Raw genomic sequence first — 22,795 nt, forward strand, 5'->3', positions numbered from 1 at the left:
AGCACCATGTCACGTATTGGACGACTTCCAATCACTATCCCTGCCGGCGTCGACCTGAAGGTCAACGGATCCGAGATTGCCGTCAAGGGCGCCAAGGGCGAGCTCAACTTCACCGTTGTCTCCCCGATCACGGTTGCCCTGGAGGACAATGTCCTCACGGTGTCGCGTCCGGATAACGAGCGCGAATCGCGTTCGTTGCATGGCCTGACCCGCACGATGATCTCCAACATGATCACCGGGGTCACCGACGGCTACTCCAAGAAGCTGGAAATCCACGGCACCGGTTACCGCGTGCTGGCCAAGGGCAGCAACCTGGAGTTCGCTCTGGGTTTCTCGCACCCGGTCCCCGTTGAAGCTCCGGAGGGCATCACGCTCGCCGTTGAGGGCAACAACAAGGTGATTGTCTCCGGCATCAACAAGCAGCAGGTTGGCGAAGTTGCAGCCAACATCCGCAAGCTCCGTCGGCCGGATCCCTATAAGGGCAAGGGCATCCGCTATGAAGGCGAAGTTATCCGCCGCAAGGTCGGAAAGGCTGGTAAGTAAACATGGCTCTTTCAATTAAGGGTAAGAGCAAGGCCGCAGCTCGCAGCCGTCGCCATCTGCGCGTCCGCAAGCGCGTCACCGGTTCGGGCCTGCGCCCGCGCCTGGTGGTCAACCGTTCGGCTCGCCACATCTTCGTCCAGGTTGTCGATGACAGCCAGGGCGTCACGATGGCATCCGGGTCCACCATGGAAGCGGACCTTCGTTCCTTCGACGGTGACAAAACCGCCAAGGCCAAGCGCGTCGGCGAACTGATCGCTGAGCGTGCCAAGGCCGCAGGCATCGATACCGTGGTCTTTGACCGCGGAGGCAATAGGTACCACGGCCGAGTGGCCGCGGTAGCGGACGGCGCGCGGGAAGGTGGGCTGGCACTGTGAGCGAAGCTACTAACGAGAAGGAAACTCAGGTGTCGGAAACCACTGAGGCAGCTACGACCACGACGGAGAACACCTCCGCCGGTCGTCGCAACGAAAAGAGCGGCGAAAAGGGCGGTCGTGGCGAAAGCCGTGGCCGTGGCGAGGGACGTGGCCGCGGCCGCGATTCCAAGGACAGCCGCAACGATGACAAGGACAAGTTCCTTGAGCGCGTGGTAGCTATCAACCGCGTGTCCAAGGTCGTCAAGGGCGGCCGCCGCTTCAGCTTCACCGCACTTGTTGTGGTGGGCGACGGCAACGGCATGGTCGGCGTCGGATACGGCAAGGCCAAGGAAGTTCCCGCGGCCATCGCCAAGGGCGTTGAAGAAGCCAAGAAGTCGTTCTTCCGCGTTCCCCGCGTCGGCACCACCATCCCGCACCTGGTGCTGGGTGAAGCCGCCGCTGGCGTTGTGCTCTTGCGTCCGGCTGCTCCGGGTACCGGCGTTATCGCCGGTGGTCCGGTGCGTGCCGTGCTCGAGTGCGCTGGTATCCATGACGTTCTGTCGAAGTCCATGGGCTCCGCCAACCAGATCAACATTGTTCGCGGCACCGTCGCGGCGTTGAAGGCCCTGGAGGAGCCGGCCGCAGTTGCTGCGCGCCGTGGACTGCCGATGGACGAAGTCGTGCCGGCCCAGATGCTGCGCACGCTCAACCAGAAGGCAGGTGCGTAAGCTGTGGCGAAGAACATTGTCGCGAGCAACGCGAAGCTGGTAATCACCCAGACCAAGTCCGTCATTGGCGGCAAGCAGAACCAGCGTGACACCTTGCGGTCACTCGGCCTGAAGCGTATGCACCACACAGTGGTGCGTGACGCCGATGCCGTGACCGTCGGTATGGTCAACAAGGTTCAGCACCTCGTAACGGTTGAGGAGGCGAAGTAATCATGGCCAGTAACGAAAAGTCACTGAAGGTACACCACCTGCGTCCCGCCGAAGGCGCTAAGACCAGCAAGACCCGTGTGGGTCGCGGTGAAGCGTCCAAGGGCAAGACCGCAGGCCGTGGCATGAAGGGCACCAAGGCCCGCTACCAGGTCAAGGCTGGCTTCGCAGGCGGGCAGCTGCCGCTGCATATGCGCCTGCCGAAGCTGCGCGGCTTCAAGAACCCGTTCCGTATCGAGTACCAGGTCGTGAACCTGGACAAGATCTCGGAGCTGTTCCCCGAAGGCGGCGACATCACCGTCGACAACCTGGTCGAGAAGGGTGCGGTTCGTAAGAACCAGCCCGTCAAGGTCCTGGGTTCCGGCGACATCACCGTCAAGGTGAACGTCAAGGCCGACGCCTTCTCGGCGTCAGCCGCGGACAAGATCGCTGCCGCCGGCGGCTCGGTGACCTCGCTCTAAGGTCCCGATGAAAGCACGGCACAGCTGAAAGGTCCCCAACGCCCGGGCAGGTCCCGGCGCGCTGGGGACCTTTCGCATCCCGCCCCACGGAACGATGGGAGAACCCCACCACCTGCCGGGCACCTAGTTCCGGGGCCACTTCACGGTGGCACCGGCCGTCCCACTGCTTCGAACAGTCCCGAGAACCGGTAGACTCTCAGAAGTCCATTACGGCATCAGGCCGAAACCACACCTTTCAGGAGGACGCTTGCTCAGCGCCATTGCCCGGGTCTTCCGGACGCCTGACCTGCGACGTAAGTTGCTGTTCACGCTCAGCATCATTGCCATCTACCGTCTCGGCGTCTACATTCCCGCGCCAGGGGTCGACTACGGCAACGTCCAACAATGCCTTGAAATGGGCGATACTTCCGGTGGGCTCTACCAGTTCGTCAACCTCTTCAGTGGCGGCGCCCTGTTGCAGGTCTCGATCTTCGCCCTCGGGATCATGCCCTACATCACCGCTTCCATCATCGTGCAGCTGCTGCGCGTGGTCATTCCCCGGTTCGAAGACCTTCATAAGGAAGGCGCGGCCGGTCAAGCGACCCTGACGCAGTACACCCGCTATCTCACGATCGCCCTCGGACTCCTGCAGGCCACCACCCTGGTGTCGTTGGCCCGCAGCGGAAACCTCTTCCAAGGCTGCCAGTTGCCGATCATTCCCGATCAGAGCATTGTGCACATCCTGCTCATGGTGATCGTCTTGACCGCCGGCACAGGCATGATCATGTGGCTCGGCGAACTCGTCACCGAAAAGGGTGTTGGCAACGGCATGTCCATCCTGATCTTCGTGTCGATCGCTTCGGGCTTCCCCTCCTCGATGGGCTCCATCGCCAGCACCCAGGGGTGGGGCGTCTTCACCGGAGTCATCATCATCGGGCTGTGCGTCGTGGCCTTGGTCGTCTTCGTCGAGCTGTCCCAGCGTCGTGTGCCGGTGCAGTATGCCAAGCGCATGGTGGGTCGACGCACCGTCGGGGGCAGCTCCACCTACATCCCGATCAAGGTCAACATGGCCGGCGTGATCCCGGTGATCTTCTCGTCATCAATGTTGGCGCTGCCGCAGATGCTCATCCAGTTCAATATGAACCCCGATGGTTCGCTGCCCGGCTGGGCCGCCTGGATCCAAACCAACTTCAGCGGTAGCAGCCCGTTGTACATGCTCGTCTACCTGCTGCTGACCATATTCTTCACCTACTTCTACGTCGCGATCACGTTCAACCCGATCGAGGTCTCGGACAATATGAAGAAGTACGGTGGATTCATTCCGGGTATCCGTGCCGGCAAGCCCACGGCGGACTACCTGTCCTACGTGCTCAGCCGCATCACGTTCCCCGGAGCCATCTATCTTGGCCTGATCGCACTGACGCCATTGATCGCCTTCGTCCTGATCAAGGCCGATCAGAACTTCCCGTTCGGCGGCGTCTCGGTCCTCATCATGGTTGGTGTGGGACTGGAAACGGTTAAGCAAATCAACGCCCAGATGCAACAGCGACACTACGAAGGACTTCTGCGATGACCAGACTTTTGATCATTGGCCCGCCTGGTTCGGGCAAAGGAACGCAGGCAGCACGTATTACGGAGCAGCTGGGGATCGTTGCGATCTCCACGGGCTACATCTTCCGTGCCAACGTCAAGGGCGGAACCCCGTTGGGGATCGAAGCCAAGCAATACATGGACGCCGGAGACTATGTCCCCGATTCGGTCACCAACCGCATGGTGCGTGACCGTCTCAAGCAGGATGACGTGGCCGAAGGTTTCCTCTTGGACGGTTACCCGCGCACCTCGGCCCAGGTCGACGAACTCGACGCGATCCTAGAGGAAAACAAGACCTCGTTGGATATCGTCCTGCAGTTGACCGCCGACTCCGATGAGCTGGTGGCCCGCTTGCTCAAGCGAGCCGAGGTCGAAGGCCGGGCAGACGACACCGAGGAAGTCATCCGGCACCGCCTAGATGTCTACGAAAAGCAGACCCAGGTCGTCGTGGACCGTTACCTCGAACGGGGTATCGTCCGCCACGTCGACGGGCTGGGCGACATCGACGAGGTCACCCACCGTGTGATGAGCGCCCTCGAAGGCGACGCGTCCTAACGTCACCGGCCTGAACCGACGGCCGCTCCACGTGATCTCTCGCGTGGGGCGGCCGTCGCGGCATTTCAGGGGTGTTTACCGAGAAGCACCCCGCAGATGAACAACGAAACAAAGGAACACCGCATGGCATTCGGCCAGCCCAAGATCGAGTACAAGTCCAACGCACAGATCCGTAAAATGAGAGAAGCCGGACTGGTGCTGGCCGAAGCGTTGGACACCGTGGTTGACGCCGCACGTATCGGGACCACGACGGCAGAACTCGATGCGCTCTTCGAAGGGGTGCTGGAACGTCACGGGGCCACCTCGAACTTCAAGGGCTACTATGGGTTCCCTGCCACGATCTGCGCTTCGGTGAACGATCAGGTCGTTCACGGGTTCCCCTCCGACTACGTACTCGCCGATGGGGACGTTCTGAAAATTGATGGTGGGGCCATCATCGATGGCTGGCATTCAGACTCCGCGCGGACCATTTTGGTGGGTACTCCTGACCCCGCCGACCAGCGGCTCTCCGATGTCACCGAGCAAGCCATGTGGCGGGGAATCGCCGCCCTGGCCAACGCACGATTCGTTGGCGCCATCGGAGAAGCCATCGACGACTACGTCAGTTCCGTCGAAGGTGAGCCGTTGGGGATTCTGGAGGATTATGTCGGCCACGGCATTGGCACGGAGATGCACCAGGCCCCGGACGTGCTCAACTACCGGTCCGGGGACCGCGGCGCACGGGTAAAGCCGGGCATGTGCCTGGCCATTGAGCCGATGTTGGTCCGCGGGGGCATCGAAACCCGCACGTTGGATGATGACTGGACGGTCGTGACCACCGACGGGTCGAGAGCCTCGCAGTGGGAGCATTCGGTGGCGGTACACCTGGGAGGGATCTGGGTACTATCGGCGCACGACGGCGGTGCGGCCGGCCTGGCACCCTTCGGGATCACCCCGGCACCGCTCCAGGACTAGGTGCCGCGGCAGAAGAAGGGTCCCCGTCGAGGGGCACTATCACTCTTCCGGCAGGTGCGCGGTGATCAAACCGGGGATTTCGCATATTGGGTTCCAGAGCGTAGGATTATTTGTTGGTTGTCTCTACGTTTGTGCCCAAAAAACACGCGGTCTTATGCTGCTGTCGGGCACGGGCGCTCGTCAGCCACGAACATACACGTCGGAAGCGTCAGCGACCGGCACAAACGTTAGCGGAGGATATGGCCAAGAAAGAGGGTGTCATCGAGGTAGAAGGCGCCGTGTCAGAAGCACTGCCCAACGCGATGTTCCGCGTTGAGCTGCCGAATGGACACGTGGTACTTGCCACTATCTCGGGAAAGATGCGTCAGCACTACATTCGAATCCTTCCTGAGGATCGCGTAGTGGTGGAACTCAGCCCGTACGACCTCAATCGCGGACGCATCGTCTACCGCTACAAGTAGGGACTTCCGTCCTCCCGGTCTTCCGGGGGAGCGAAGGTCGTTATCGTTCCACTGAAACCGCAACCGCAAAGGAAATACCGTGAAGGTTCACCCTAGCGTGAAGCCGATCTGCGAGCAGTGCAAGGTGATTCGCCGTAATGGGCGGGTCATGGTGATCTGCGCAAATCCACGCCACAAGCAGCGTCAGGGCTAAGTCTCCTTCGGGAATCTCAACCTGCGCGTAGTAATCGAATATCGGCAGTACGGCGTCCATTACGCGGGACGCATACCCCCGGGCACGGAGGCCGGGGACCTGGAAACGGGATGTGCTGCCTCCAGACCTCCGAAAATCATGTAAGGAAGACACCAATATGGCTCGTCTTGCAGGCGTAGACATCCCGCGCGAAAAGCGTGTTGTCATTGCGCTGACATACATCTACGGCGTGGGTAGAACCCGTGCAGAACAAACTATTGCCGAGACCGGGATCACCCCGGAAACTCGTGTGAAGGACCTCAGTGACGACCAGCTCCTGCAGCTGCGCGACTACGTTGAGGGCAACTTCAAGGTCGAGGGCGATCTCCGCCGCGAAGTTTCGGCCGACATCCGCCGCAAGGTAGAGATCGGCTCCTACGAGGGCATTCGCCACCGCAAGGGCCTGCCGGTCCGCGGACAGCGCACCAAGACCAACGCTCGCACCCGCAAGGGCCCGAAGCGCACCGTCGCCGGTAAGAAGAAGACCCGCTAAACAGCGGTCCCAGCCAAATACTTCGTAGGAGTTAGCAATGCCCCCAAAGACTCGTGGAGCGGTCCGCAAGCCGCGTCGCAAGGACAAGAAGAACATCGCGCTTGGTCAGGCGCACATCAAGAGCACCTTCAACAACACCATCGTGTCCATCACGGACCCGACCGGTGCCGTCATCTCGTGGGCCTCGGCCGGAGAGGTCGGATTCAAGGGTTCACGCAAGTCGACCCCGTACGCCGCGCAGATGGCAGCCGAGTCGGCCGCCAAGCGTGCCCAGGAACACGGCATGAAGAAGGTCGACGTGTTCGTAAAGGGACCGGGTTCGGGTCGCGAAACCGCCATCCGCTCACTGCAGGCCACCGGCCTCGAAGTGGGATCCATCCAGGATGTTTCCCCGAGCGCCCATAACGGTTGCCGCCCGTCGAAGCGCCGCCGCGTCTAGTTTGACCCAGTTATAGGCCTGTGCCGCCGTCGTCTCCGTATATTCCGGGGACGACGGCGGCGCGCGCCAACTGCGGATCATTCGCCCGATCTAGACGGACGCCTGACGGCAGACGTCGTTTCCACCCACATGTGTTGCGTCATATAGCGGATGCTCGCTGAAAGGAAATGTAAGTGCTTATTGCACAGCGCCCCACCCTTACCGAAGAAGTAGTTGCCCCGAACCGTTCACGGTTCACGATTGAGCCCTTGGAGCCGGGTTTCGGCTACACCCTGGGCAACTCGCTGCGCCGCACGCTGCTGTCCTCGATCCCTGGTGCAGCTGTCACCAGTGTTCGCATCGACGGCGTGCTGCACGAGTTCACCACCGTTCAGGGTGTGAAGGAAGACGTCACCGAACTGATCCTGAACATCAAGAACCTTGCTGTGTCCTCAGAGCATGACGAACCAGTCGTCGCCTACCTGCGCAAGCAGGGCCCCGGCGTCGTCACGGCCGCGGATATCACCCCGCCGGCCGGCGTCGAGTTCCACAACCCGGATCTGCACATCGCGACGTTGAACGCGAAGGGCAAGTTCGATATGGAACTCACGATCGAGCGTGGCCGCGGCTACGTTTCGGCGGCTCAGAACAAGAGCCTTGATGCCGAGATCGGCCGTATTCCGGTCGACTCCATCTACTCACCCGTTCTGAAGGTGACCTTCCGTGTGGAGGCCACTCGTGTCGAGCAGCGCACCGACTTCGACAAGCTCATTGTCGACGTCGAGACCAAGGACTCCATCCTGCCCCGCGACGCCGTCGCTTCGGCAGGTACGACCCTGGTTGAACTGTTCGGACTCGCCCGCGAGCTGAACTCGGCCGCCGAAGGCATCGAGATCGGCCCGTCCCCGACGGACGCCGCACTCGCCGCCGACATGGCTCTGCCGATCGAAGATCTCGAGCTGACCGTCCGGTCGTACAACTGCCTCAAGCGCGAGGGAATCCACACGGTAGGCGAGCTGGTTGCTCGCTCCGAGGCCGACCTGATGGACATCCGGAACTTCGGTGCCAAGTCCATCGACGAGGTCAAGGCCAAGCTGATCGAGCTGGGTCTGTCCCTGAAGGATTCACCTCCAGGGTTTGATCTGGCCGCGCGTGTAGCCGCCAGTGACGAGGACGACGCCGAATTCGGTGACGAAGAGGCCTAAGGCCGCCTTCAAAGTAATGTACTTTGCCCCAAGGCCCGCGCCGTTGCGCGGGGCGGCGGGCTCCATCTAGGAGAAAAAACAATGCCTACCCCACCTAAGGGAAAGCGCCTCGGAGGCGGAGCAGCCCACGAGCGCCTCATGCTGGCGAACCTGTCGACCCAGCTCTTCGAGCACAAGTCGGTCACGACGACGGTGACGAAGGCCAAGCGCCTGCGTCCCTACGCCGAGCGCCTGATCACCTTCGCGAAGCGCGGAGACCTGTCCTCGCGTCGTCGCGTCCAGGCGGCTATTGCCTCGCGCAACCGGACCAACAAGTCAGTGGTGCACGAGCTGTTCACCAACATCGCCCCGGCCATGGCCGAGCGTGAAGGTGGCTACACCCGCATCACCAAGATCGGCAACCGCAAGGGCGACAACGCCCCCATGGCTGTCATCGAACTGGTACTCGAGCCCGTTTCCCCGAAGCAGGCCGTCGTGAAGGAAGCCACCAAGGCTGCCGAGACGTCCGCTCCGGTTGCCGAGCCCGAGGTCGCCGAGACCGAGGCTCCGGCGGAAGCCACCGAGGCATCCGACGATAAGTAAGGTTAGGCCCTAAGCCGACTCCTCTTCAGAAGGGGCCGGGACCATCCCACGGGATGGTCCCGGCCCCTTCGTCGTGAGCGGCGTGCCCCACCCAAATGGCGCCACAGCGTGCACCGCTTCTAGACTCGGTTCATGGACTTCCCCCTCGACACCGCCAGCGGACGTGTGCCCGACGCTGGAAGCGGCGTGGCCGGGGCCAACACCGTGGAACCCGCGACCGTGCGCATCCGCCTGCGCTTGGCCTATGACGGCTCTGGTTTCTCCGGCTGGGCCACCCAACCGGGGCGGCGTACGGTCCAGGGGAGCCTTGAGGAGGCTCTGGGGCTGCTCTTTCGGCGTGCCGTCCGCACCACGGTCGCCGGCCGGACGGATGCGGGAGTCCACGCCAGGGGACAAGTCGCCCATTTTGATCTGACCGAAGCCGAATACCGGGCCCTGCCCCGCGGAAAGAACCTGACCGAAGACGAGGCGCTGCTGCGACGCGTCCGCGGTGTCACGTCCCGCATCGGGGGAGAGGTCTTCGTCCACGAGGCGAGGGCCGCAGCCGATGGTTTTGACGCCCGATTCTCCGCACTGTGGCGCCGATACAGCTACCGCATCGCCGACGGGCAGCATCGGTGGGATCCACTCACCCGGTCCACGACGTTATGGCATCCGCGGGAGCTGGACCCGGGGCTCCTGAACGCCGAGGCGCAGGTTGCCCTCGGCCGACATGATTTCCTGTCCTATTGCCGGCCCAAGAACTTCGCCACCACCATTCGGACCCTGGAAGCATTTACCTTTACCCGGGCCGAGGACGGCACATTAGTGGCCAGCCTCCAAGCCGACGCGTTCTGCCACAACATGGTGCGCACCCTCATCGGCGCGGTCCTGCGGGTCGGCGATGGGGAGGAAGCTCCGGGATGGGTGGAACGTCGGATCGCGGAGCCGATCCGAGACCATCGGACCCGCATGGCCGCACCGCACCCGCTGGTGTTGGAACAGGTGGCCTACCCGGAAGACGACCAGCTGGGCCTGCGTGCCGAAACCACCCGCGCGCGGCGTCGTCCCGAAGACCTGCAGAGATCCTGAGGCGCCTGGGCGCCTGGGGGCCCAGGACAGGGGAGCAGTAAAGGCCCGGTATCGCGGCTTTTGGTGCCGGGCCGCGCATACGGTAAAGTAGGCTGCTGTTGTGCATGTCCTATGCCTGACACAACTTTTTCCGCGTGACGGCCCAGTTGCAGGGCCCTGGTCTGTGGAGACTGCAGGCAGCTGATGGATGGCCGGTTAGATTCAGACCTCACCTGAAGAACTGGTACAGCGCATCGATAACACAGTGCTCTTCCCTGCTGGTGGATCTCACAGCTACCGCAGGTGGAACGCTTGACCAGTATCCAAGGAAACGAAGGCAATAAACGTGCGTACGTACACTCCGAAGCCCGGCGACGCAGATCGCCAGTGGCACGTCATCGACGCCACTGACATCGTGCTGGGCCGACTCGCCAGCCAGACCGCAACCCTGCTGCGCGGCAAGCACAAGGCCACCTATGCAGCTCATATGGACATGGGTGACTTCGTCGTCATCATCAACGCCGAGAAGGTTGCCCTCACCGGCGCCAAGCTCGAAAAGAAGCGCGCCTACCGCCACTCCGGTTTCCCGGGTGGTCTGAGGTCCGTCAGCTACGCCGAACTGTTGGAAAAGAACCCGGTTCAGGCAGTTGAGAAGGCCATCAGGGGCATGCTTCCCAAGAACTCCCTGGCTGCTCAGCAGCTGGGCAAGCTCAAGGTCTACCGCGGAGCCGAGCACCCGCATGCTGCCCAGCAGCCCAAGACCTTCGAAATCACCCAGGTCGCGCAGTAGCGCTGGGCCCCGAAACAAGAGACTAGTTTTCAAGGAGAATCGTGGCTCAGAACACTGAAGAGCTGAATGAAACCGAGGGTGCGGCTCCGTCCGCTTACACCTCCGAGTCGTCCCCGGCGGCCGAAGAGACCGTCGTCAAGGAACGTCCGGCACTGACTGTCGGTGGCTCCGCCGTCGGCCGTCGCAAGCAGGCTATCGCCCGCGTTCGGTTGTCCCCGGGCACCGGCCAGTGGACCGTCAACGGTCGCACGCTGGAGGAGTACTTCCCGAATAAGCTGCACCAGCAGGAAGTCAACGATCCGTTCAAGCTCCTGGAGCTCGACGGTGCGTATGATGTGATCGCCAACATCCACGGTGGCGGGCCTTCCGGCCAGTCCGGCGCACTGCGCCTGGGTGTTGCTCGCTCATTGAACGAGATTGACCGCGAGAACAACCGTCCGGCCCTGAAGAAGGCCGGCTTCCTGACTCGTGACGCCCGCGTCATCGAGCGCAAGAAGGCTGGCCTCAAGAAGGCACGCAAGGCCTCGCAGTACTCGAAGCGTTAATCTGCTTCCCTGGAACCCCAGGGTTCCCACCGAGGGCCCCACGGCATATGCCGTGGGGCCCTCGGCCGCTTAATGGGGCCGTGTGAGGGTGAAAGTGTGGCCGGATCGTTGCCAGTCGCCTCATTTTTATCGTTTCCGGGCGATAAGATGGGCTGGATGGCTAGATTATTTGGCACCGATGGTGTGCGTGGAAAAGCAAACGAACTGATCACCCCGGCACTCGCCATGAACTTGGCGCAGGCAGCAGCAGTGGTGCTTGGTCTGCGAACTGTTGCCGAGGGAACCCGCCCGGTGGCCGTGATCGCACGTGACCCTCGAATCAGTGGTGATTTCATTTCCGCAGCCATCGAAGCTGGTTTCGCCTCCGTGGGGGTCGACGTCTTCGATGCCGGCGTCCTGCCGACTCCGGCGGCCGCCTACCTCATCGCCGATATCGAAGCGGACTTCGGTGTTGTGATCTCCGCTTCGCATAACCCGGCACCCGATAATGGCATCAAATTCTTGGCCCGCGGAGGCCAGAAGCTCTCCGACGCTCAAGAAGATGCCATCGAAGCCGAGCTGGATCGGGAGTCCCCCCGGCCGCTCGGCGCGGACGTGGGCCGGATTCAACGCTTCGCGGATGCGGAGGACCGCTATGTGGTCCATCTGCTCAAGACCATGCCGCACCGTCTTGAAGGGCTGAAGATCGTCTTGGATTGTGCCCATGGCGCGGCTAGCGGTTGCTCGCCGGATGCCTTCGCCGCCGCTGGGGCAGAGGTGGTGGTGATCGGGGCGAATCCCGATGGAAACAACATCAACGACGGTTGCGGCTCGACCCATTTGGAGATGCTTCAGGCGAAGGTCCTGTCTGAGGGGGCCGACCTGGGTATTGCCCACGATGGGGACGCCGACCGGTGCCTGGCCGTTGACAACGAAGGCAGCGTCGTGGATGGGGACCAGATCATGGCCATCATGGCCGTGGCGTTCAAGGAGGCCGGCAAGCTCAAGGATGACACGCTCGTGGCCACGGTCATGAGTAACCTGGGGTTGAAGATGGCCATGGAAGCCGCGGGCATCACCATCGCCGAAACAGGGGTGGGGGACCGCTACGTTCTGGAGGGCATGCGCGACGGCGGGTTCACCCTCGGTGGCGAACAGTCAGGGCACGTGATCTTCTCCGACTTCGCCACGACCGGTGATGGCGTACTGACCGGTTTGCAAATCGCCGCGCGCGTGGCAGCCACGGGGAAGACCCTGAAGGAATTGGCGGCCGTCATGGAGGTCCTTCCACAGGTGCTGATCAACGTGAAGGGCGTGGACAAGCACGCCGCGCACTCCAACGCAGCGGTCTCATTGGCCGTCCAAGGCGCGGAAAACGAATTAGGCGGTGCCGGACGGGTTTTGCTGCGTCCCTCCGGTACCGAGCCGGTCGTCCGGGTGATGGTCGAGGCGACCGACCACCTCGTCGCCGACGATGTGGCCAGCCGGTTGGCCGGTGTCGTCAAGAACGAATTGGCGCTCTGACCACAGAGACCGGCAGGTCGAACAGAGCCTAGCCATGAAAATCGAGCGGGCCCCGTCCTGAGACGGGGCCCGCTGGGTTTATCCGGTTGCAGGTAGCAGCCGGTCCTTCAAAGAAGACTAAGTACGCGGCTGGAGGGAGTCGCGGATTTCGGTGAGCAGGAGGACTTGTGGATCGATTTCCTCCTCTTCGGGAAGAATGCCCAGACGGGCGTTGCGGCGTTCAATCATCTTGTTCATGGGCATGACCACGACGAAGTAGATTGCCGCAGCGACGAGCAAGAAGTTGACGACTGCGGTGAGCAGGACGCCGATCTTGATCGCGTGCTCCGGGCCGACGGCCAGGAAGTTATCGAAGTTCGGGGTGCCGACGAGCACCGAGATCAACGGCATCAGAACGCTGTTGACTAACGCATCGATCACTGTGGCGAAGGCGCCACCAATGACGACGGCGACGGCAAGGTCAACGACGTTGCCCTTCATGATGAATTCCTTGAATCCCTGTAACATGCGAACAACTATACAGATGTCTGCCGGGCACGTGGGGATTTAGATCCAATGGTTTTATTGATGACCTGTTGGTCAGATTTTGCGCAGCAGCATGCGCCGGATTGAATGATCGCTGTCCTTGGTGAGCACCAACTGGGCGCGGCCACGGGTGGGAAGGACATTCTCCCGGAGGTTTGGTTCGTTGATCCGGCGCCAGATCCCCAAAGCGGTTTCGCGGGCTTCATCGTCGGACAGGCTGGAGTACCGGTGGAAGTACGAGGCAGGATCCGCGAAGGCGCCGCTGCGCAGTTTCATGAACCGCTTGACGTACCAGTTCTCGATCGCCTGGGTCTGGGCGTCAACGTAGACGGAGAAATCGAAAAAGTCGCTGAGCGCCAAACCGGCCGTCCCATCGCTTCTGACCTGGGCCGGGGCCAGCACGTTCAGTCCCTCCACGATGAGCACGTCGGGGCGGTGAACGACGACTTCCTTGCCGGGGACGATGTCGTACGTCAGATGTGAGTACCAGGGGGCACGAACCTCCTCGGCACCGGACTTCACCGCCGAAACGAAACGGAGCAAGGCCCGCCGGTCGTAGGCCTCAGGAAACCCCTTGCGATGCATCAGCCCGCGGCGTTCCAACACTTCGTTGGAGTGCAGGAACCCGTCGGTGGTCACCAACTCGACATTGGGGGTATCCGGCCACCGGCGCAACATCTCCTGGAGTACGCGGGCCGTTGTGGACTTCCCGACGGCCACGGAACCGGCAACGCCGATGACGAAGGGGGTGCGGCGGGTCGATTCGCCCAAAAAGGTGTTCGTGGCTTGATGTAACTGTCCGGCTGCCTGCACATAGAGGTTCAGTAGGCGGGAAAGGGGAAGGTAGACGTCCTTGATCTCCTTGAGATCAAGTTTTTCACCCAACCCACTGAGCCTGATCAGATCCCCCTCGTCGAGCGGTTGGGTGATCTCGTTGGACAGTCGTGCCCAGGTCTGCCGGTCCAGTTCCACAAAAGGGGAGACTCCGGCGTCGTGGTCTCGGGGGGCGCTCACCACTGAATTGTGCCAAGCAGGTCCTCGTATTCCCAAACCGGAGCGCAGTTACCAGCCGTGGCGGCCACTCGTTTCGGGGGCCGGAAATGATCAATATCGGTTCTTCGGCGCGGTATTCTTGTGCGCATGTGTGGAATTGTTGGCTATGTAGGCCGTCCAGAAAAAACGACCGGTAACCATGGGGCCCTTGACGTGGTTCTGGAGGGGCTGCGCCGGTTGGAATACCGTGGCTACGATTCCGCAGGGATCGCGGTGATCGGAGAAGCAGGGCTCGAATCGCGCAAGAAGGCCGGCAAGCTGGCCAATCTGATCGGCGAACTCGAAGCCCGTCCGCTGCCGCCGTCGCTGACCGGCATCGGCCACACCCGGTGGGCCACCCATGGTGGACCCTCTGACGTCAATGCTCACCCGCATCTGGCTGACGGCGGGAAGCTGGCCGTCATCCACAATGGCATCATCGAAAATTTTGCAGATTTGCGCGCTGAACTCCTCGCCGCTGGCCATGTCTTCGACTCGGAAACCGACACCGAGGTTGCCGCCGTGCTGCTGGGCGATATCTACGCTCACGCCGGCGGCGGGGATCTGGCCCGCTCCATGCAGCTGGCCTGCCAGCGGCTCGAAGGCGCGTTCACTCTGTTGGCCATCCATGAAAGCCAGCCCGGCGTGGTCGTGGCCGCACGACGGAACTCGCCGCTGGTCCTCGGGCTCGGGGAGGGCGAGAACTTCCTGGGCTCCGACGTCTCCGGCTTCATTGACTTCACCCGGCGTGCGGTGGAACTGGGGCAGGACCAGGTGGTCACCATCACCCCGGATCATCACGTCATCACCGACTTTGAAGGCAACCCTGCCGAAGGCACCGAATTCCATGTTGATTGGGACGCGGCAGCCGCGGAAAAGGGTGGATTCGATTCCTTTATGGAGAAGGAGATCTTCGACCAGCCGGCCGCCGTCGCCGATACCCTCCTGGGCCGGTACGACGCCGAGGGCCGGATGACCCTCGACGAATTGCGGATCGATTCCGCGGAGCTGGCCGATATTTCCAAGATCATCGTGCTGGCCTGCGGAACCTCCGCCTATGCCGGCTCCGTCGCCAAGTACGCGATCGAACATTGGTGCCGTATCCCCGTGGAGGTCGAACTCAGCCACGAGTTCAGGTATCGGGACCCGATCGTGAACGCCAACACCCTGATTGTCTCCATCTCCCAGTCGGGGGAGACCATGGATACGTTGATGGCCGTGCGCTATGCGCGCGAACAAGGGGCCAAGACGCTGTCGATCTGCAATACCAACGGTTCCACGATCCCGCGCGAGTCAGACGCCGTGCTGTACACGCACGCAGGCCCCGAGATCGCCGTGGCCTCGACCAAGGCCTTCCTGGCGCAGATCACCGCCACCTACGTGCTGGGACTCTATCTGGCCCAGTTGCGCGGCAACCTGTTCACCGGCCAAATCAAGGACATCCTGGCCGACCTGCAGGACATCCCCGCCAAGATCCAGGACATCCTTGACCGGGCGGAGGAGATCAAGACGCTGGCCCGGTCGATGTCAGAGGCCAGCTCGGTGCTGTTCCTGGGACGCCATGTCGGTTACCCGGTAGCCATGGAAGGGGCCTTGAAGCTCAAGGAGATCGCCTACATCCATGCCGAAGGTTTCGCCGCGGGCGAGCTGAAGCACGGGCCTATCGCGCTGATCGATGACGGCCAGCCGGTATTCGTCGTCGTGCCCTCCCCGCGGGGACGGCATTCACTGCATTCGAAGGTCGTCTCTAATATCCAGGAGGTCAGGGCGCGAGGAGCCAAGACCTTGGTGATCGCCGAATCCGGGGACGAAGCAGTCAGGGACTACGCCGAATTTGTCTTCTACGTTCCGGAGACTCCGACGTTGTTGATGCCGCTGCTGGCCACCGTGCCGCTGCAGCTCTTTGCCTGTGAACTGGCCAGTTCCAAGGGCTTTGACGTCGACCAGCCCCGCAACCTGGCGAAGTCCGTCACGGTCGAGTAGGCAGATCCGCACCCGCTGAAGGAGCCCGACGTGTTCATGCACCGGGCTCCTTCGCTGATCACCTACCCCAACGCCCGTTCGGCGAGTCCGCGCACATAGGCTGCCTGACCGGCATGCTGGGTGGTGTCGTTGAGAACACTCACCCAACGGGAGGCGGCCGTCACCGGAGGCTCCCACCGCGTATCGACGATCCGTTCGAAGTCCCCGCTACCGAGGGACTCGAGGATCTGCAGGGTGCGGTCGTGGACCGCCTGATGGTAGGCGGAGAGAAGGCCCGAATCGCCGTTGTCGAAGGCCCGGACTTGCTCGGCGTCATGTCCGAACCCGGTGTCCGACTCCTCATAGGGCAGCGCCAGACGGTGCGCCCAGCCATGTTCGAGCCATAATTGCCCCGCTGGGATGTGCTGTGCCGCACCGGGGGAGGAAGCCTCTGCACCGCCGAGCACGGCAGCGAGGTCCGCCATATGGTCGTCCTGCACACGGGTCAGATGCCAGATCAGCCACGCGGCATGATTCGACTGGGGGTCGGGCTGATACAGCAGAACGCTGGCATCGGTACCGCTGGTGACCGAACGGACGGTCTGCGCCACACGATCGAATCCGTCGCGTAGAAGTTCCCGGGCAATATTCGCGCTCATCGGTGGTCCTTTCATGGGCTGCTCTTCCGGCACGATGGCGGCCGGCAGGTATGTCAGCGACGCTACGCCTGGAACCGGTTCAGCGATAGCGCGCGTCACCTGCGCATGAGCACCATATGAGGACTCCGAAACCGATAGGCTGGGGGAATGATTGTGGGCATTGGAGTGGACGTCGTGCAGGTTTCCCGTTTCACGACGCAATTGGAACGAACCCCGGCGTTATGTGAGCGACTTTTTGTGCCGGCAGAGCGCGCGCTGAACATGCGGTCGTTGGCGGCACGCTTCGCAGCGAAGGAAGCGGTCGCCAAAGCTCTCGGTGCTCCGGCCGGCATGAACTGGCAGCATTGCCAGGTCGTCATGGACGCCGCAGGTGCCCCACAAGTGAAGATCGACGGCACGGTGGCCGAGGTCGCTGAAGCCAAGGGTGTCCGTCATTGGCACTTATCCCTCAGCCACGATGGAGACCTGGCCACGGCCATGGTCATTGCGGAGCGTTAGAACATGATTAATGCCTATACCGGAACCCAGATCCGTGCTGCCGAGGCCGGGCTCCTCCAAGGGCAGGACGGGGCATCCCTGATGCGTCGGGCGGCCCACGGGCTGGCCCACCACATCATGGCCCTGCTGCGTGCCCGCTACGGGGGCGTCTACGGTGCCCATGTCGCCGCCCTGATCGGCACCGGCAACAACGGTGGCGACGGCCTCTACGCGATGGCACGGCTGGCCGGGCGGGGAGTGGCCTGCACCGCCATCCTCTTGGGCGGGCACGCCCACCCTGAGGGCCTGGAGGCCTTCACCCGTTCCGGGGGCCGGGTCGTATCCGGCGGGGGGACCCCCGATTCGAGCGCCCGAGCTCAGGCGCGCCGCTTCCGCGAAGCCAGTGAGGCGTTGGCCGACGTGGACCTGGTCATTGACGCTGTTCTGGGCACCGGAGCCCGGGGTGCCATCGCACTGCCGGAGATCCCCGCAGATGTACCTGTGGTCGCCTGCGACCTGCCCTCGGGGGTCGACGCCGATACCGGTGCCGCCTCCGACGGGGTCCTTGCCGCCGACCTGACGGTCACCTTCGGTGCCCTGAAAACCGGGCTCTGCGTCGGGGCAGGTCGACGATTGGCAGGAAACATCGAGGTCGTCGACATCGGTCTTGAAGACCTCCTGGGCCAACCCGACCTGCGGGTTCTCACCTCAACGGACGCCGAGGCCGCCACACCGCGGCCAACATCCCAAGACCATAAGTATTCGCGCGGAGTGCTGGGGCTGATCGCCGGGTCGCCATGCTACCCGGGGGCCGCCGTCCTGGCGGCCACCGCTGCGGTGAACACCTCGGTGGGGATGTTGCGCACGCTGGCCCCCGAACGTGCCGCCGAGCTCATCACCCAGGCGGTGCCCGAAGCCGTGCCGGCAGACGGAGCCGATGTCCGGGTCGATGCCTGGGCCATGGGACCAGGGATCGATGACGACCCAGCCCAGCTCGCCGCCGTCGAGCAGGTGCTCGGGGCGGGACTTCCTGCCATCGTCGACGCGAGCGCCCTCCGGACCTTGCAGCCGGGCCAGGGCCATGCCCGGCTCATCCTCACCCCACACGTCGGGGAACTGGAAGACCTGCTGGTTCGGGTCGGTGTCCGGGTCACCGCGGCAGATATCAGCGAGGATCCTGTCCGGTGGGCCCGCTGGGCGGCTGTCGGCTACTCCTCGGTGGTGTTGCTCAAGGGGCATACGACGATCTGTGTGGCCCCCGACGGCTACACCATCATCAACCTCAACGGGCCGGCGCCATTGGCCACCGCAGGCAGTGGTGACGTCCTCACCGGAATGCTGGGGGCCATGTTGGCCACCTCCCATGCCGGCGGGGGAACCCGGGCACTGGTCGAACTGGCCGCCACGGCCGCCTACCGTCACGGGGACGCGGCTCGGGTGGCCGGCCAGCACGGGGGATTCGGGGCCGGACAGTTGGCGCGGGTCGCCGGGCAGGGCAGCTTCTAGAGTTGCCCTGCGGGGTCCGGGAACATCCTGCCCAAGGCGGCTACGGTCCAGCCGGCCTCCGTCCACTGCCCATGGTCTAGGACATTGCGTCCGTCGATCAGCCGCATGCCGCGGACCCTGGGGCGAAGATCAGCGGGCGTCAGCTCCTTGAATTCCTTCCATTCGGTGAGCAGAAGGACCAGGTCGGCATCCTGGGTTGCCTCGGCAACGGAGTCCGCGTATCCCAGCCGGGGGAACCGGCGTCGGGCATTTTCATTGCCCTGCGGGTCGTAGACGATGACCTCGGCGCCGTCGTTGAAGAGTCGGCCGGCCACATCCAGCGCGGGGGAGTCCCGGACATCGTCGCTATCGGGTTTGAAGGCCACACCCAAGACGGCAATCCGTCGCCCAACCACCTCATGATCGAGGATCTGATGTGCCAAGGAGACGACTCGATCGCGGCGGCGCAGATTGATGTCGTCGACGTTATGCAGGAAATCCATGGTGTGGTTCAGCCCGAGTTCGCTGACCCGGGTCTGGAGGGCGCGGATGTCCTTGGGCAGGCAGCCCCCACCGAAACCGATCCCGGCGTTGAGGAACTTGCGGCCGATGCGCTCGTCGTAGCCCAAGGCGTCGGCCAAGGTGCGGATGTCTCCGCCCACGGTTTCGGTGACCTCGGAGAAGGCGTTGATGAAGGAGATCTTGGTGGCCAGGAACGCGTTGGCAGCGACCTTGACCAGCTCGGCGGTCTCGAAGTCGGTGACGATCAGTGGAGTGTCCTGGCCCAGCGCCTGGGCGTAGACCTCACACAGCTGGTCAGTGGCCTTTGCGGATTCGACGCCGAACACCAGCCGCCCCGGAGCCAACGTATCCTTCACCGCAAAACCCTCACGCAAGAATTCGGGGTTCCACGCCACCTCGAGCTCGACACCTTCGCGGGATTCCTTGGCGAGCAGTTCGGCCAGCCGGCGGGCGGTGCCGACAGGAACGGTGGACTTGCCCACCACGAGCGCGTCTCGGGTGATGTGCTGTGCCAACGACCGGGCGGCGGCATCGACGAAACTGATGTCCGCCCCGCCATCGGCGATCCGCTCAGGAGTGCCGACACCGATGAAATGAACATCGGCCCATCCCCCGACCTCGGCATAGTCGGTCGTGAAACGTAAACGCCCCGATTGGACATGTTTGACCAGCAGCTCCGGCAGACCGGGCTCATGGAAGGGCAGATCGCCAACGGAGAGACGCTCGATCTTCTGCGGGTCCACATCCACGCCGATGACGTCGAAACCGAGCTCGGCCATGCACGCGGCATGGGTTGCGCCGAGGTATCCGGTACCGATCACTGAAATCTTGAGCGTCATTTGCGCCTAACTGTTGGGGCCGTACCTTGAGGGGCTTTGACCATGCTAACGACACCTGACGGAAAGCCGTTGAAACGACGTGCTGTGCGACGGGTGCTGTCGACACGTGACCGTGGCCGACTGGGTGGGTCGAGGACTTAGCGGGGCTCGTCCACGGTGGGGTCCAGATAGCTGCGCAGGGCTGCGAAGTGGTCCCCGGGACTGAAACCGGTGGCCCGGATCCGGCCCAGGTCCAGCAGGGAATTCAGCGGTCGGGGGGCCGCCTCCTTGCCGGCGAAGTATTCGGCGGTACTGACCCCGGTCACGGCGCCACGCTCGCGCCCGGCAACGGCGAAGACTTCGGAGGCGATATCGGCCCAACTAGCTGACGGCCCGCCATTTGTCAGGTTATAGGTGCCGTACTCGGCCCCACTGTCGAGCAGGTGGGCGATACCATCGGCGATGGTCTCGGTGAAGGTCAGCCGCCCGTACTGGTCGTTGACCACCGCTGGTTCGATACCTCGTCTGGCCAGGGAGAGCATGGTCTTCACGAAGTTGTTGCCCTCGCCGATCACCCAGCTGGTGCGAATCAGATAATGGCGCGGAACCGTGGATGCTGCTAGATCTCCGGCGGCCTTCGATTGTCCGTACACCCCCAACGGAGCCAACGGGGCCTGCTCGTCATAGGCACCGGCTGCTGTCCCGTCGAAGACATAGTCGCTGGAGAGGTGCACCAGGGTCAGGGAATTCTCGGTGCAGATCCGGGCCAGGGCGGCGACGCCAGTGGCGTTGGCTGCCCAGGCCTCTACCCTTCCGGCAGCGGTTTCGGCTTCGTCGACGCGGGTGTAGGCGCCGGCATTGATGACCGTGGAGTAGCCCGACCAGTCGTGGCCTGCCAGAGCTGTGGCATCGGTGAGGTCGAGTTCGGTGCGGGTGGCGAAGTCCACGTCGTCTCGGCCGGTGAATCGTTGCCGTAAGGCAGTCCCCAGCTGACCTCCCGCCCCGAGGACCAGCATCTTCAGGGGGGTGACCGCGGTGACGTCGGCCAAACGGGGATGCTTGCGGTCCTTCTCGGAAAGCTCGGCTTGCTCCAGTGCGATCGGCCAGTCGATGGCTGCCGTTTCATCAGCGAGGTTCACGAACGCGTACTTCTCGAGGGCTGCGGCCGACCAGTGGTCGTTGACCAGGTAGGTGTAGGCGGTATCGGGTTCGAGGGTCTGGAAGGCGTTGCCGACCCCGCGGGGCACGAAGACTGCTGTGGAGGAATCCACCTCCAGGGTGAAGACCTTCCCGAAGGATTCCCCGGCGCGTAGATCCACCCACGCACCAAAAATCTTGCCGGTGGCGACGGAAACGTATTTATCCCAGGGCTCGGCATGGATGCCGCGGGTGGTGCCCACGGCGGCGTTGAAGGAAATGTTGTTCTGGACGGGCCCGAAGTCAGGTAGTCCCAGGGCGACCAGCTTCGCCCGCTGCCAGTTCTCCTTGAACCAGCCGCGGTTGTCCCCGTGAACTGGCAGGCGGACCACCAACAGGCCGGGAATCGTCTCCGAAGCGGTGACCAGTGGGGCCGTCGGGGGTTGAGGCGTCGTCATCTCAGTGCCCGGCTGCCCGATAGGTGGCTTCGGTGGCGGCCTTCTGGGGGCGCCACCAGGATTCGTTGTTGCGGTACCAGTCCACGGTGTCCGCCAAACCTGAGTCGAAATCCGCGTGGGCGGGGGTCCACCCCAGTTCGGTGCGCAGTTTGGTGTAGTCGATGGCATAGCGCAGGTCGTGGCCGGCACGATCGGTGACGTGGTCGAAGTCGTCGGGATCCCGGCCCATGATGTCCAGGAGCGACTGCACCACCTGAAGGTTATTGCGTTCCCCGTCGGCACCGATGAGGTAGGTTTCCCCGATCCGGCCTGCGGTCAGGATTCTCCACACGGCGCTGGAATGGTCGTTGGCATGGATCCAGTCGCGTACGTTCTCCCCGCTGCCATAAAGCCGCGGGCGGACCCCGTCGATGAGGTTGGTGATCTGGCGTGGGATGAACTTCTCCACGTGCTGGTAGGGCCCGTAGTTATTCGAACAGTTGCTCAGGGTGGCCCGCACCCCGAAGGAACGCACCCACGCCCGGACCAGCAGATCCGAGCCCGCCTTGGTCGAGGAGTAGGGGCTGGAGGGGTTATAGGGGGTGTGCTCGGTGAACCGTTGGGGCTCATCGAGGGCCAGATCCCCGTACACCTCGTCGGTGGAGATGTGGTGGTAGCGCACATCATGGGTGCGGGCGGCCTCCAGCAGCGTGTAGGTGCCGATGATGTTCGTGTCCAGGAAGGGGCGCGGGTCGCGTAAGGAATTGTCGTTATGCGATTCCGCCGCATAGTGCACGACGGCGTCCGCCTCACCCACCAGCTGGTTCACCAGGGCCGCATCGCAGATATCGCCCTCGACCAGCCGAAAGCGTTGGGGGTCCAGCCCCTGCAGTGAGGCCCAGTTGCCGGCATACGTCATCTTGTCCAACACGGTGATCTGGGTATCCGTGTTCTCCATCAGATAGTGCACGAAGTTCGAACCAATGAAACCGGCGCCACCGGTGACCACAAGTTTGTCCATGAGATTCAGGTTACCCGGTGGCGCCGGCGTCGTGCTCTTCCGCATTCGCCTCGTGGCAACGTAGCGTAAGG

Annotated in this window: 27 protein-coding genes; 21 read left to right on the top strand and 6 right to left on the bottom strand. The window is 63.0% G+C overall.

What is annotated here, in order from left to right; translation table 11 throughout:
• The first annotated feature begins 6 nt into the window (after window positions 1-6).
• From rplF to glmM, 18 genes are all read left to right on the top strand, one after another.
• Window positions 7-543, top strand: coding sequence for a 50S ribosomal protein L6 (gene rplF / locus FM101_RS12950; RefSeq protein WP_087000322.1), 537 nt, complete (start codon window positions 7-9; stop codon window positions 541-543).
• 2 nt (window positions 544-545) lie between these two features.
• Window positions 546-917, top strand: coding sequence for a 50S ribosomal protein L18 (rplR, locus tag FM101_RS12955; RefSeq protein WP_087000324.1), 372 nt, complete (start codon window positions 546-548; stop codon window positions 915-917).
• Window positions 914-1,624, top strand: a complete 711-nt coding sequence (gene rpsE, locus FM101_RS12960; RefSeq protein ID WP_087000326.1) for a 30S ribosomal protein S5 — start codon at window positions 914-916, stop codon at window positions 1,622-1,624. The genes rplR and rpsE overlap by 4 nt, the downstream gene beginning before the upstream one ends.
• 3 nt (window positions 1,625-1,627) lie before the next feature.
• Complete coding sequence (gene rpmD, locus FM101_RS12965; RefSeq protein ID WP_087000328.1) at window positions 1,628-1,834, top strand: 50S ribosomal protein L30; 207 nt, start codon at window positions 1,628-1,630, stop codon at window positions 1,832-1,834.
• 2 nt (window positions 1,835-1,836) lie between these two features.
• The gene (gene rplO, locus FM101_RS12970; RefSeq protein WP_087000330.1) at window positions 1,837-2,292 is read left to right on the top strand and encodes a 50S ribosomal protein L15; all 456 of its coding nucleotides are present in this window, start codon (window positions 1,837-1,839) and stop codon (window positions 2,290-2,292) included.
• A 247-nt stretch (window positions 2,293-2,539) separates the two neighbouring features.
• Window positions 2,540-3,844 (top strand): preprotein translocase subunit SecY, encoded by a 1,305-nt coding sequence (gene secY, locus FM101_RS12975; protein ID WP_087000332.1) that lies wholly within the window; start codon window positions 2,540-2,542, stop codon window positions 3,842-3,844.
• Window positions 3,841-4,416, top strand: coding sequence for an adenylate kinase (locus FM101_RS12980; protein ID WP_087000334.1), 576 nt, complete (start codon window positions 3,841-3,843; stop codon window positions 4,414-4,416). The genes secY and FM101_RS12980 overlap by 4 nt, the downstream gene beginning before the upstream one ends.
• Before the next feature lie 123 nt (window positions 4,417-4,539).
• Complete coding sequence (gene map / locus FM101_RS12985) at window positions 4,540-5,370, top strand: type I methionyl aminopeptidase (RefSeq protein WP_087000335.1); 831 nt, start codon at window positions 4,540-4,542, stop codon at window positions 5,368-5,370.
• A gap of 239 nt (window positions 5,371-5,609) precedes the next feature.
• Window positions 5,610-5,831, top strand: a complete 222-nt coding sequence (gene infA, locus FM101_RS12990; RefSeq protein WP_007271050.1) for a translation initiation factor IF-1 — start codon at window positions 5,610-5,612, stop codon at window positions 5,829-5,831.
• 79 nt (window positions 5,832-5,910) lie between these two features.
• Entirely contained in the window at window positions 5,911-6,024 is a 114-nt protein-coding gene (gene rpmJ, locus FM101_RS12995; RefSeq protein ID WP_087000337.1) for a 50S ribosomal protein L36, read from the top strand.
• A 157-nt stretch (window positions 6,025-6,181) separates the two neighbouring features.
• Complete coding sequence (gene rpsM, locus FM101_RS13000) at window positions 6,182-6,556, top strand: 30S ribosomal protein S13 (RefSeq protein WP_087000339.1); 375 nt, start codon at window positions 6,182-6,184, stop codon at window positions 6,554-6,556.
• Between the two features lie 37 nt (window positions 6,557-6,593).
• Window positions 6,594-6,995 (top strand): 30S ribosomal protein S11, encoded by a 402-nt coding sequence (gene rpsK / locus FM101_RS13005; RefSeq protein WP_087000341.1) that lies wholly within the window; start codon window positions 6,594-6,596, stop codon window positions 6,993-6,995.
• 173 nt (window positions 6,996-7,168) lie between these two features.
• On the top strand, window positions 7,169-8,179 hold the full coding sequence (locus tag FM101_RS13010) for a DNA-directed RNA polymerase subunit alpha (protein ID WP_087000343.1): 1,011 nt from the start codon (window positions 7,169-7,171) through the stop codon (window positions 8,177-8,179).
• Window positions 8,180-8,260: 81 nt separating this feature from the next.
• Window positions 8,261-8,761: a 50S ribosomal protein L17 gene (gene rplQ, locus FM101_RS13015; protein ID WP_087000345.1), complete on the top strand. Its 501-nt coding sequence runs from the start codon at window positions 8,261-8,263 to the stop codon at window positions 8,759-8,761.
• 132 nt (window positions 8,762-8,893) lie between these two features.
• Window positions 8,894-9,832, top strand: coding sequence for a tRNA pseudouridine synthase A (locus FM101_RS13020; RefSeq protein ID WP_087000347.1), 939 nt, complete (start codon window positions 8,894-8,896; stop codon window positions 9,830-9,832).
• Between the two features lie 325 nt (window positions 9,833-10,157).
• Entirely contained in the window at window positions 10,158-10,601 is a 444-nt protein-coding gene (gene rplM / locus FM101_RS13025) for a 50S ribosomal protein L13 (protein ID WP_087000349.1), read from the top strand.
• Between the two features lie 41 nt (window positions 10,602-10,642).
• The gene (rpsI, locus tag FM101_RS13030) at window positions 10,643-11,146 is read left to right on the top strand and encodes a 30S ribosomal protein S9 (RefSeq protein ID WP_087000351.1); all 504 of its coding nucleotides are present in this window, start codon (window positions 10,643-10,645) and stop codon (window positions 11,144-11,146) included.
• Window positions 11,147-11,302: 156 nt separating this feature from the next.
• Window positions 11,303-12,649, top strand: a complete 1,347-nt coding sequence (gene glmM / locus FM101_RS13035; RefSeq protein WP_087000353.1) for a phosphoglucosamine mutase — start codon at window positions 11,303-11,305, stop codon at window positions 12,647-12,649.
• A 117-nt stretch (window positions 12,650-12,766) separates the two neighbouring features.
• Here glmM and mscL read toward each other — a convergent pair whose 3' ends face one another.
• Both mscL and coaA read right to left on the bottom strand, forming a co-directional pair.
• Window positions 12,767-13,156, bottom strand: coding sequence for a large conductance mechanosensitive channel protein MscL (gene mscL / locus FM101_RS13040; protein ID WP_087000355.1), 390 nt, complete (start codon window positions 13,154-13,156; stop codon window positions 12,767-12,769).
• 72 nt (window positions 13,157-13,228) lie between these two features.
• Complete coding sequence (gene coaA / locus FM101_RS13045) at window positions 13,229-14,188, bottom strand: type I pantothenate kinase (RefSeq protein ID WP_087000633.1); 960 nt, start codon at window positions 14,186-14,188, stop codon at window positions 13,229-13,231.
• A gap of 126 nt (window positions 14,189-14,314) precedes the next feature.
• Here coaA and glmS point away from each other — a divergent pair, with 126 nt between their 5' ends.
• Window positions 14,315-16,189, top strand: coding sequence for a glutamine--fructose-6-phosphate transaminase (isomerizing) (gene glmS, locus FM101_RS13050; protein WP_087000357.1), 1,875 nt, complete (start codon window positions 14,315-14,317; stop codon window positions 16,187-16,189).
• Between the two features lie 62 nt (window positions 16,190-16,251).
• Here the strand turns inward: glmS and FM101_RS13055 are convergent, their stop codons facing one another.
• Window positions 16,252-16,827 (bottom strand): mycothiol transferase, encoded by a 576-nt coding sequence (locus tag FM101_RS13055; RefSeq protein ID WP_087000360.1) that lies wholly within the window; start codon window positions 16,825-16,827, stop codon window positions 16,252-16,254.
• 147 nt (window positions 16,828-16,974) lie between these two features.
• On the opposite strand from FM101_RS13055, the gene FM101_RS13060 reads away from it, so the two are divergent.
• Window positions 16,975-17,325 (top strand): holo-ACP synthase, encoded by a 351-nt coding sequence (locus tag FM101_RS13060; RefSeq protein WP_087000362.1) that lies wholly within the window; start codon window positions 16,975-16,977, stop codon window positions 17,323-17,325.
• Between the two features lie 3 nt (window positions 17,326-17,328).
• Complete coding sequence (locus FM101_RS13065) at window positions 17,329-18,810, top strand: NAD(P)H-hydrate dehydratase (protein WP_087000364.1); 1,482 nt, start codon at window positions 17,329-17,331, stop codon at window positions 18,808-18,810.
• On the opposite strand, the gene FM101_RS13070 is transcribed toward FM101_RS13065, so the two are convergent.
• From FM101_RS13070 to rfbB, 3 genes are all read right to left on the bottom strand, one after another.
• On the bottom strand, window positions 18,807-20,150 hold the full coding sequence (locus tag FM101_RS13070) for a UDP-glucose dehydrogenase family protein (protein ID WP_087000366.1): 1,344 nt from the start codon (window positions 20,148-20,150) through the stop codon (window positions 18,807-18,809). The genes FM101_RS13065 and FM101_RS13070 overlap by 4 nt on opposite strands.
• A gap of 137 nt (window positions 20,151-20,287) precedes the next feature.
• A complete protein-coding gene (locus FM101_RS13075; protein ID WP_087000368.1) occupies window positions 20,288-21,724 on the bottom strand; it encodes a sugar nucleotide-binding protein in 1,437 nt (478 codons plus the stop codon).
• Between the two features lies 1 nt (window position 21,725).
• A complete protein-coding gene (gene rfbB, locus FM101_RS13080) occupies window positions 21,726-22,724 on the bottom strand; it encodes a dTDP-glucose 4,6-dehydratase (protein WP_087000370.1) in 999 nt (332 codons plus the stop codon).
• Window positions 22,725-22,795 lie beyond the last annotated feature (71 nt).

It is taken from the genome of Arthrobacter rhombi (assembly GCF_900163545.1).
In the GTDB taxonomy this organism is placed as follows: domain Bacteria; phylum Actinomycetota; class Actinomycetes; order Actinomycetales; family Micrococcaceae; genus Arthrobacter_H; species Arthrobacter_H rhombi_A.

What these genes read in the sequence shown, in the direction of transcription:
- rplF (WP_087000322.1), top strand. Translation starts at nt 7, where the DNA reads ATGTCACGTATTGGACGACTTCCAATCACTATCCCTGCCGGCGTCGAC.
- rplR (WP_087000324.1), top strand. Translation starts at nt 546, where the DNA reads ATGGCTCTTTCAATTAAGGGTAAGAGCAAGGCCGCAGCTCGCAGCCGT.
- rplO (WP_087000330.1), top strand. Translation starts at nt 1,837, where the DNA reads ATGGCCAGTAACGAAAAGTCACTGAAGGTACACCACCTGCGTCCCGCC.
- FM101_RS12980 (WP_087000334.1), top strand. Translation starts at nt 3,841, where the DNA reads ATGACCAGACTTTTGATCATTGGCCCGCCTGGTTCGGGCAAAGGAACG.
- map (WP_087000335.1), top strand. Translation starts at nt 4,540, where the DNA reads ATGGCATTCGGCCAGCCCAAGATCGAGTACAAGTCCAACGCACAGATC.
- infA (WP_007271050.1), top strand. Translation starts at nt 5,610, where the DNA reads ATGGCCAAGAAAGAGGGTGTCATCGAGGTAGAAGGCGCCGTGTCAGAA.
- rpsM (WP_087000339.1), top strand. Translation starts at nt 6,182, where the DNA reads ATGGCTCGTCTTGCAGGCGTAGACATCCCGCGCGAAAAGCGTGTTGTC.
- rpsK (WP_087000341.1), top strand. Translation starts at nt 6,594, where the DNA reads ATGCCCCCAAAGACTCGTGGAGCGGTCCGCAAGCCGCGTCGCAAGGAC.
- rplQ (WP_087000345.1), top strand. Translation starts at nt 8,261, where the DNA reads ATGCCTACCCCACCTAAGGGAAAGCGCCTCGGAGGCGGAGCAGCCCAC.
- FM101_RS13020 (WP_087000347.1), top strand. Translation starts at nt 8,894, where the DNA reads ATGGACTTCCCCCTCGACACCGCCAGCGGACGTGTGCCCGACGCTGGA.
- glmM (WP_087000353.1), top strand. Translation starts at nt 11,303, where the DNA reads ATGGCTAGATTATTTGGCACCGATGGTGTGCGTGGAAAAGCAAACGAA.
- mscL (WP_087000355.1), bottom strand. Translation starts at nt 13,156, where the DNA reads ATGTTACAGGGATTCAAGGAATTCATCATGAAGGGCAACGTCGTTGAC.
- glmS (WP_087000357.1), top strand. Translation starts at nt 14,315, where the DNA reads ATGTGTGGAATTGTTGGCTATGTAGGCCGTCCAGAAAAAACGACCGGT.
- FM101_RS13055 (WP_087000360.1), bottom strand. Translation starts at nt 16,827, where the DNA reads ATGAGCGCGAATATTGCCCGGGAACTTCTACGCGACGGATTCGATCGT.
- FM101_RS13060 (WP_087000362.1), top strand. Translation starts at nt 16,975, where the DNA reads ATGATTGTGGGCATTGGAGTGGACGTCGTGCAGGTTTCCCGTTTCACG.
- FM101_RS13065 (WP_087000364.1), top strand. Translation starts at nt 17,329, where the DNA reads ATGATTAATGCCTATACCGGAACCCAGATCCGTGCTGCCGAGGCCGGG.
- FM101_RS13070 (WP_087000366.1), bottom strand. Translation starts at nt 20,150, where the DNA reads ATGACGCTCAAGATTTCAGTGATCGGTACCGGATACCTCGGCGCAACC.
- FM101_RS13075 (WP_087000368.1), bottom strand. Translation starts at nt 21,724, where the DNA reads ATGACGACGCCTCAACCCCCGACGGCCCCACTGGTCACCGCTTCGGAG.
- rfbB (WP_087000370.1), bottom strand. Translation starts at nt 22,724, where the DNA reads ATGGACAAACTTGTGGTCACCGGTGGCGCCGGTTTCATTGGTTCGAAC.